7 protein-coding genes are annotated in these 8,914 nt (G+C 40.3%); all 7 read left to right on the top strand.

Features of this window, described 5'->3' with window-relative positions:
* Positions 1-352 precede the first annotated feature (352 nt).
* The 7 genes from BGM26_RS15090 (at position 353) to BGM26_RS15060 (ending at position 8,867) form a co-directional block, all read left to right on the top strand.
* Complete coding sequence (locus BGM26_RS15090; protein WP_217040566.1) at positions 353-817, top strand: CtsR family transcriptional regulator; 465 nt, start codon at positions 353-355, stop codon at positions 815-817.
* A gap of 26 nt (positions 818-843) precedes the next feature.
* Complete coding sequence (gene mcsA / locus BGM26_RS15085) at positions 844-1,392, top strand: protein-arginine kinase activator protein McsA (protein WP_217040565.1); 549 nt, start codon at positions 844-846, stop codon at positions 1,390-1,392.
* A gap of 2 nt (positions 1,393-1,394) precedes the next feature.
* Positions 1,395-2,474: a protein-arginine kinase McsB gene (gene mcsB / locus BGM26_RS15080; RefSeq protein WP_217040564.1), complete on the top strand. Its 1,080-nt coding sequence runs from the start codon at positions 1,395-1,397 to the stop codon at positions 2,472-2,474.
* Between the two features lie 4 nt (positions 2,475-2,478).
* Positions 2,479-4,929, top strand: coding sequence for an ATP-dependent protease ATP-binding subunit ClpC (gene clpC / locus BGM26_RS15075; protein ID WP_217040563.1), 2,451 nt, complete (start codon positions 2,479-2,481; stop codon positions 4,927-4,929).
* 204 nt (positions 4,930-5,133) lie between these two features.
* Positions 5,134-6,513 carry a DNA repair protein RadA gene (gene radA, locus BGM26_RS15070; RefSeq protein WP_217040562.1) on the top strand — a complete coding sequence of 460 codons (1,380 nt, stop codon included), beginning with the start codon at positions 5,134-5,136 and terminating at the stop codon, positions 6,511-6,513.
* A 3-nt stretch (positions 6,514-6,516) separates the two neighbouring features.
* The gene (disA, locus tag BGM26_RS15065; RefSeq protein WP_217040561.1) at positions 6,517-7,593 is read left to right on the top strand and encodes a DNA integrity scanning diadenylate cyclase DisA; all 1,077 of its coding nucleotides are present in this window, start codon (positions 6,517-6,519) and stop codon (positions 7,591-7,593) included.
* A 191-nt stretch (positions 7,594-7,784) separates the two neighbouring features.
* Positions 7,785-8,867 (top strand): PIN/TRAM domain-containing protein, encoded by a 1,083-nt coding sequence (locus tag BGM26_RS15060; RefSeq protein WP_217040560.1) that lies wholly within the window; start codon positions 7,785-7,787, stop codon positions 8,865-8,867.
* Positions 8,868-8,914 lie beyond the last annotated feature (47 nt).

Below are 8,914 nucleotides of genomic sequence, written 5' to 3'. Positions count from 1 at the left end.
CTTCTCAGCGCCGATGGTAGTTGGGGGCTCTCCCCCTGTGAGAGTAGGACGTCGCCAAGCAAGTAAGGAACACCTGAGAGGGTGTTCTTTTTTTGTAAATAAAATGAAAAGTGTAACAAATAATAAACACTACGTTGCAAATGAGGGCACCTAAGAGGTGCTCTTTTTTGTTATGGCGCTTTTTTTAATGCAAAAACAGCCATTGATAATAATACTTTATCTTCCCAACCTTTACTTCCAGGTTTGAGAATCTTAAAAAAGGGAAAAATTAATAATGTCTGTTCGTTGCAAGGTGATATAGAGTTATGTATAATTAAAGTCAAATATAGTCAAAGTCAGATTGGGGGGAGGAATGTTGAGAAACGTTTCAGACATCATAGAAAGCTATTTGAAAAAGGTTTTAGAAATGAGCGAGAGGGAAATTGTTGAAATCAAGCGAAGTGAAATTGCAGATAAATTCCAATGTGTCCCATCCCAAATTAATTATGTAATAAATACGCGATTTACAATTGAAAGAGGCTATACAGTAGAAAGTAAACGTGGCGGCGGTGGATATATACGAATAATGAAAGTGCAATCCAATGACAATGCTCATTTAATTGATCAATTATTATCTATAATTCAGGGTCGGTTGGCTCAGGGCAGTGCGGAGGATGTCATCTATCGATTGGTTGAAGAAGAAATTATTACAAAGAGAGAGGCAAAAATAATGCTTAGTGTTATTGATCGCTCTGTCTTATATATTGATCTTCCATATAGAGATGAACTTCGTGCAAGGATGTTAAAGGCCATGCTGACGACTTTAAAATATAAATAAGGAATAGCTAGCTGAGAGGTGAAAACATGATTTGCCAAGAGTGTAATCAAAGACCGGCAACGCTGCATTTTACGAAAATAGTAAATGGAGAAAAAGCCGAATATCATTTATGCGAAAAATGCGCTCATGAAAAAGGTGATATGTTCATGATCAGTGGTGCATCAGGCTTTTCGATTAATAACTTATTAGCCGGTTTATTGAATATCGAGCCATCTTTTCAAAAAGCAAAACAGGATCCATTTCAGCAAGAAGAAATATTGCAATGTGATCAATGTTCTATGACTTTTCAACAATTCATTAAGGTAGGAAGATTCGGGTGTGTCAATTGTTATGAAAGTTTTAAGGATCAGCTTAATCCAATATTTAAAAGGCTTCATAGTGGCAACGCAACTCATAACGGTAAAATTCCTGCAAGGATTGGCGGAAATATTCATTTGCGCAAGAATATCGAGAATTTGAAACATAAGTTAAAAGATTTGATCTCGAAAGAAGAATTTGAAAAAGCAGCGGAAACACGAGATGAATTACGAATGCTTGAAAGTAAATTAAATACTGGTCATGAGGGAGGGATATAAGCTTGTCGCTAGAACGATTTATCAATCAAGCTATCAGCTCCTGGATGAGTGCTGAGGGCCCGGACTCAGATATCATATTAAGCTCGAGAATCCGGTTGGCCCGTAACATTAAACAATATAAATTTCCTATATTATTTACCAATGAAGAAGCCAAGTCAGTGATTCAAAAGATAAAAGATAGAGTCGACCATTCACCATTTACAAAGCTTGGAAAATTAGAACTTTTATTAATGGATGAACTTCAGCCGCTCCAAAAGAGGGTTCTCATGGAGAAGCATTTAATCAGTCCGCATCTTGCGGAGAACTCAACTTTTGGTGCCTGTTTACTTTCAGATAATGAAGAATTAAGCATTATGATTAATGAAGAAGATCATATTCGGATTCAGTGTTTGTTTCCTGGTTTTCAATTATCAGAAGCATTGAATATGGCCAATGAAATTGATGATTGGCTAGAGGAGGAGATAGACTACGCTTATGATGAAAGTGTTGGCTTTTTAACGAGTTGCCCGACCAATGTTGGAACAGGGTTAAGAGCCTCAGTCATGATGCATTTGCCTGGACTTGTTTTGACACAACAAATGAATCGAATTATTCCGGCTATTAACCAGCTTGGTCTTGTAGTAAGAGGAATTTATGGTGAGGGCAGCGAAGCTTTAGGAAACATCTTTCAAGTGTCAAATCAAATGACGCTTGGAAAATCTGAAGTGGATATTTCCGAAGATTTAAAAAGCGTTGTCAGCCAACTAATTTCACAGGAAAGATCAGCCCGTGAAGCATTAGCTAAAACTTCTAACATACAATTAGAAGACAGAGTTTTCCGCTCTTACGGGATATTGTCGAACTGTCGAATTATTGAATCGAAGGAAGCAGCAAGATGCTTGTCAGATGTTCGACTTGGGATTGATATGCAGTATCTAAAAAATATTTCCAAAAATATTTTAAATGAATTAATGATCCTGACACAGCCAGGCTTTTTACAGCAATATGCCGGAGGACCATTAAGGCCCCATGAAAGGGATATTCGGCGGGCTTCATTAATAAGGGAAAGAATGAAAATGGAAAACGAAGAGATAGGAGGATGAGAATATGATGTTCGGTCGTTTTACAGAAAGAGCACAAAAAGTATTAGCATTAGCTCAAGAGGAAGCAATTCGTTTAGGACATAATAATATCGGGACAGAGCATATTCTGCTTGGACTTGTTCGTGAAGGGGAAGGCATTGCAGCTAAAGCTCTCTATGCATTAGGCCTAGGTTCTGAAAAAATACAGCAAGAAGTAGAAAACTTAATTGGCAGGGGCCAGGATGCTTCTCAAACAATCCATTATACACCAAGAGCCAAAAAAGTAATTGAACTTTCGATGGATGAAGCAAGGAAATTAGGTCACTCGTATGTTGGAACCGAGCATATCCTCCTTGGCCTCATTCGTGAAGGGGAGGGGGTAGCTGCAAGGGTATTAAATAACCTTGGAGTAAGCCTTAATAAAGCTCGTCAGCAGGTCTTGCAGCTTCTGGGCAGCAATGAATCAGGTAACCATCAAGGCGGATCCTCAGCCAATGCGAATACACCTACTCTTGATGGATTAGCAAGGGATTTAACAGCGATTGCGAGGGAAGGAAGCCTTGATCCTGTCATCGGGCGCAGCAAGGAAATTCAGCGCGTCATTGAGGTGTTAAGCCGCCGGACAAAAAACAACCCTGTTTTGATTGGTGAGCCAGGTGTTGGTAAAACGGCAATAGCAGAGGGCTTAGCACAGCAAATCATTAATAATGAAGTACCAGAAACTCTTCGCGATAAACGAGTGATGACTCTTGATATGGGAACTGTTGTTGCGGGGACAAAATACCGCGGTGAATTTGAGGATCGTTTGAAAAAGGTGATGGATGAGATTCGCCAAGCAGGAAATATTATCTTATTTATTGATGAACTTCATACCTTAATCGGCGCTGGTGGAGCTGAGGGGGCAATTGATGCTTCGAATATTCTTAAACCATCACTTGCCCGCGGTGAGCTGCAATGTATAGGTGCAACTACTCTTGATGAATATCGAAAATATATTGAAAAAGATGCGGCATTAGAAAGACGTTTCCAGCCAATTCGGGTTGATGAGCCAACTGCTGATGAATCTGTGCAAATTCTGCAAGGGCTGCGTGACCGTTATGAGGCACATCACCGTGTAACGATTACAGATGCTGCCATTGATGCGGCGGTGAAATTATCTGACCGTTATATTTCAGATCGCTTCCTTCCAGACAAAGCAATTGATTTAATCGATGAAGCCGGGTCGAAAGTAAGACTTCGTTCTTACACGACACCTCCTAATTTAAAGGAGTTGGAAGTGAAGCTGGAAGATGTCCGCAAAGAGAAAGATTCTGCGGTGCAAAGCCAGGAATTTGAAAAAGCAGCATCATTGCGAGATACGGAACAGCGTCTCCGTGAACAGCTCGAAGAAACGAAGAAATCATGGAAAGAAAAGCAAGGGCAAGAGAACAGTGAAGTTACTGTTGAGGATATTGCCAGTGTCGTGTCAAGCTGGACCGGTATTCCTGTTTCCAAGTTGGCGCAAACTGAAACGCAAAAGCTTCTAAACTTAGAAGAGATCTTACATTCTAGACTTATCGGCCAAGAGGAAGCGGTAAAAGCGATTTCCAAAGCAGTCCGCCGTGCACGCGCTGGATTAAAAGATCCAAAGCGTCCGATCGGATCATTTGTTTTCCTTGGTCCAACAGGCGTAGGGAAAACAGAACTTGCACGTGCACTAGCTGAAGCGATGTTTGGTGATGAAGATGCGATGATCCGCATTGATATGTCAGAGTACATGGAGAAACACTCGACATCGAGATTGGTGGGCTCCCCTCCTGGATATGTTGGGTATGAGGAAGGCGGCCAATTAACGGAAAAAGTCCGCAGAAAACCATATTCAGTTGTTCTTTTGGACGAAATTGAAAAGGCGCATCCGGATGTATTCAACATCCTTCTGCAGGTGCTGGAAGATGGACGCTTAACGGATTCCAAAGGACGAACAGTGGATTTCCGCAATACCGTATTAATTATGACATCCAATGTTGGAGCAGAAGCACTTAAGCGTAACAAATATGTTGGATTTAACATCCAAGATGGGGAACAGGATTACAAAGATATGAAAGGAAAAGTAATGGAAGAGCTGAAAAAGGCATTCCGTCCTGAGTTCCTAAATCGTATTGATGAGATCATTGTTTTCCACGCTTTAGAAAGAAAGCATCTTCAGGAAATTGTCACACTTATGTCCGAACAATTAACGAAGCGATTGAAAGAACAAGATATCGAACTTGAATTAACAGAGGCGGCAAAAGAGAAAATCTCAGTCGAGGGCTATGACCCAGAATACGGAGCGCGGCCGCTTCGCAGGGCCATTCAAAAGCATATTGAAGACCGTTTGTCAGAAGAACTGTTGAAAGGAACGGTTTTAACAGGACATAGTGTTGTTATTGATGTTCAGGATGGAGAATTCGTTGTAAAAACAGCTGAAGAAAAAGCGACTGCGACTTTACAAAAATAGGTTTTCTTAAAATAAAGGAAACTAAGCAAGAAGGTACACGTAAAGAAGACGTGTGCCTTCTTTGTAATTTCCGCTTCCATGCTTTGGAAAGTTTTTTAGGTTGAGAAAGCATGTATAAGTGATAATCGAAGTATAATATAATCCTGGATAAATTTTACTAAACAACAAAACAAAGAAATAGGTTCCAGAGAGGAAGAAAAGGGTATGGCCAAAAGAAAGACGAAGTTTATGTGTCAAGAATGCGGGTATGAATCACCTAAATGGATGGGAAAATGCCCTGGTTGCGGGCAGTGGAATAAGATGGTTGAAGAAGTAGAGAAAGCAGCTACATCGAGAAGGGGTGCCTTTGCTCATTCACAAGGGGCGACAGTCCTTTCTAAAGCTACGCCAATTACATCAATTGAGACGGTGAGCGAACCACGGATATATACAGACTTAAACGAATTAAACCGGGTGCTTGGCGGCGGGGTTGTTAAAGGCTCCTTAGTACTGATCGGAGGGGATCCCGGGATCGGGAAATCAACGCTGCTTCTTCAGGTATCGTCCCAATTGGCAAATAAAAACCATTCTGTTTTATATATTTCCGGAGAGGAATCGATGCGCCAGACAAAAATGCGCGCTGATCGGCTAGGTGTTTCTTCAGAGAATTTATTGGTGTATTCAGAAACAAGCCTCGAAGAGATAAGCAGAACAATTGATAGTGTTAACCCCAATTTTGTCATTATTGATTCGATCCAGACAATCTTCCATCCCGAGGTTACTTCAGCTCCCGGCAGTGTCTCTCAAGTAAGAGAATGTACAGCGGAACTAATGAGAATTGGGAAAACAAAAGGAATTGCTGTTTTTATTGTTGGGCATGTTACGAAAGAGGGATCTATTGCCGGACCGAGAATATTAGAGCATATGGTAGATACGGTTTTATACTTTGAAGGGGAACGGCATCATACATATCGAATATTAAGGGCAGTGAAAAATCGATTCGGTTCAACGAACGAGATGGGGATTTTTGAAATGAAGGAATTTGGGCTGGAAGAGGTTGAAAATCCATCTGAAATATTCCTTGAAGAAAGATCTCAAGGGGCAGCGGGATCAACGGTCGTTGCATCGATGGAAGGAACGCGTCCGGTCCTAGTTGAAATTCAAGCACTAATTTCACCGACAAGCTTTGGGAATCCCAGGAGAATGGCTACAGGAATCGATCATAATCGTGTCCCGCTTTTGATGGCGGTCTTAGAAAAGCGGGTTGGGATGCTTTTGCAAAATCAGGATGCATATTTAAAGGTTGCCGGAGGCGTAAAGCTTGATGAGCCGGCCATTGATTTAGCGATAGCAGTTAGTATTGCATCAAGCTTTCGTGACAAGCCAACAAAGGCGACAGATTGCATCATCGGTGAGGTAGGGCTAACAGGTGAAGTAAGAAGAGTATCTAGAATCGAACAAAGAGTACAGGAAGCGGCAAAGCTTGGGTTCGAACGAGTTATTTTACCAGCAAATAATCTTGGGGGCTGGTCCGCGCCAGCAGGAATTGAACTTGTGGGCGTAAGTTCTGTTAGTGAAGCACTAAAAGCTACATTAGGGGGATAAGCAATGGAAGCAAAAAAGCTTGGTGAAAAGACAACAATCAGTGATATTGTTCAGTTTATGGCTCCCGGAACGCCGATTAGAGAAGGGATCGATAATGTTCTTCGTGCGAATACGGGAGGGTTAATTGTCCTTGGCAGTAAAGATAAACTAACACATATTGTCGATGGAGGCTTTCAAATTAACTGTTCATTTTCCCCAAGCTATTTGTATGAACTGGCCAAAATGGATGGGGCCATTGTATTAAATCAAGAGGGTAATAAAATTTTAATCGCAAATGCCCAATTGGCCCCTGACCCGAGTATTCCTTCTACTGAGACAGGAATGCGTCATCGAACTGCAGAAAGGGTGGCTCGGCAAACTGGCGCCCTTGTCATCGCAATCTCCCAGAGGAGGAATGTCATTACCCTATATAAGGGCCATTTTCGCTATGCCCTTAAAGATATTTCGGTTATTCTGACGAAAGCGAATGTAGCCGTGCAAACACTTGAAAAATATAAAGTCGTATTAGAAGAAAGTATTGCGAATTTAAGTTTGTTGGAATTTGAAGAACTTGTTACATATTGTGATATTTTAGATGTCTTTCATAGTGTTGAAATGGTCCTTCGAATTAAAAATGAATTGCTTACCTATTTAAGTGAATTAGGGATAGAGGGAAGACTGATCCGTCTGCAAATGAACGAACTTTTGCTAGATATTGAAAGGGAAGTCGAATTAATCATTAAGGATTATGCTTTTTCAAAGGATAGCAAAACAGGGGAAATGTTCGTTAAGTTTCAAGAGTTATCGAATGGAAAAATGCTTGAGGACGCCGTTATACTGAAATTATTAGGATACCAAGGATATGTTCATACAGATGAATCGAAATATCCGCGTGGATACCGGATGCTGACGAAAGTCCCGCGCTTGCCACCGGTAATTATTGAAAACTTAATCGTCCGGTTTCAAGAACTTCCAGCCATTATTGCTGCAACCGTAGAGGAACTCGACGAGGTAGAGGGAATTGGGGAAGTAAGGGCAAGAAAAATTAAAGAGGGGCTAATCCTCATAAAAAAACAGCTATTAGCAAACCAGCAGCTTTAAGTGACCATTGAACTATAATTACAAATATGTTAAAATGTCTGTTTTATTTGACACTTGATTGCCAATGGTGCTACCCTTAGGCAATAGCAGGGTCTTTATCGCTTAAAATTTTATTTATTGTTAAGGAAATTCCTGTTAACTGGGTTTCAATTTAAAAAATTTGTTTATAATGAATAAAAGGAGGTGAAGGAATGTTAAAACGTATTGTTCAAGCATGCTTCCTGATTATCGGGATAACGCTTGGCATATTTTTGATTCCTGATTTATTAATACTAGTATCATTAAACGACATTTCTCTATTAAATAATCCTTATATGTCTGCCTTTTTGGGTGCTATTATCTTTTATCTTATTTCTTTTTGGGCGGTTGATTATGTCGTCAATGTTGTTAAATGGGTAGAGGAATCTCTTGTAAAAGCGCCGGTCACTGATATTATTTTTGGAAGCGTTGGCCTTGTATTTGGGCTAATTATCGCTTTTTTAATTGGGTATGCGATAAATGCGTTTGAAGTTCTTATCTTAAATACAGTGGCACCGATTGTGCTGACTTTATTATTCGGATATTTAGGCTTTCAGGTCGGCTTTAAAAAGCGCGATGAGCTTTTGACTTTATTTTCAAACAGAAAGAAGAAGTCGGGTGAAGAAGAACCGGAAACAGCAACTAAAAACTATTTAAAAATATTAGATACAAGTGTCATTATTGATGGCAGAATCGCAGATATTTGTCAGACTGGATTCCTTGAAGGGACGATTGTAATCCCTCAGTTTGTATTGGAAGAATTGCAGCATATTGCGGATTCTTCTGATGTGCTAAAGCGCAACAGAGGCCGAAGAGGATTAGATATTTTGAACCGAATTCAAAAAGAACTTGCGATAAAAGTGGAGATTTATGAAGGTGATTTTGAGGAAATTCAGGAAGTGGACAGTAAGCTTGTAAAGCTTGCAAAGGTAACGAATGGGATGGTAGTGACCAATGATTTTAACCTAAATAAAGTTTGTGAATTTCAAGGTGTCTCCGTCCTAAACATCAATGACCTGGCAAATGCCGTTAAACCGGTAGTTCTTCCTGGCGAAGAAATGAAGGTACAGGTTATTAAGGATGGGAAGGAACAAAATCAGGGGATTGCGTATCTCGATGATGGCACGATGATTGTCGTTGAAGATGGCCGGGATTATATTGGCAAGCATATCGATGTGCTTGTAACGAGTGTCCTGCAAACGTCCGCGGGACGAATGATATTCGCTAAACCGAAACTATTAGAAAAAGCATTATAAATTAGATGTCTTTTAAAAGACAAATTTTTCAGTGAGAATTTTTGTTA

The organism is Bacillus sp. FJAT-29790 (assembly GCF_019039215.1).
Taxonomy (GTDB): Bacteria; Bacillota; Bacilli; order Bacillales; family Cytobacillaceae; genus Cytobacillus.
This window is presented reverse-complemented; position numbering and strand designations above follow the sequence as displayed.

Coding starts and splice junctions, on each gene's coding strand:
- BGM26_RS15090 (WP_217040566.1), top strand. CDS start 353: ATGTTGAGAAACGTTTCAGACATCATAGAAAGCTATTTGAAAAAGGTT.
- mcsA (WP_217040565.1), top strand. CDS start 844: ATGATTTGCCAAGAGTGTAATCAAAGACCGGCAACGCTGCATTTTACG.
- clpC (WP_217040563.1), top strand. CDS start 2,479: ATGATGTTCGGTCGTTTTACAGAAAGAGCACAAAAAGTATTAGCATTA.
- radA (WP_217040562.1), top strand. CDS start 5,134: ATGGCCAAAAGAAAGACGAAGTTTATGTGTCAAGAATGCGGGTATGAA.
- disA (WP_217040561.1), top strand. CDS start 6,517: ATGGAAGCAAAAAAGCTTGGTGAAAAGACAACAATCAGTGATATTGTT.
- BGM26_RS15060 (WP_217040560.1), top strand. CDS start 7,785: ATGTTAAAACGTATTGTTCAAGCATGCTTCCTGATTATCGGGATAACG.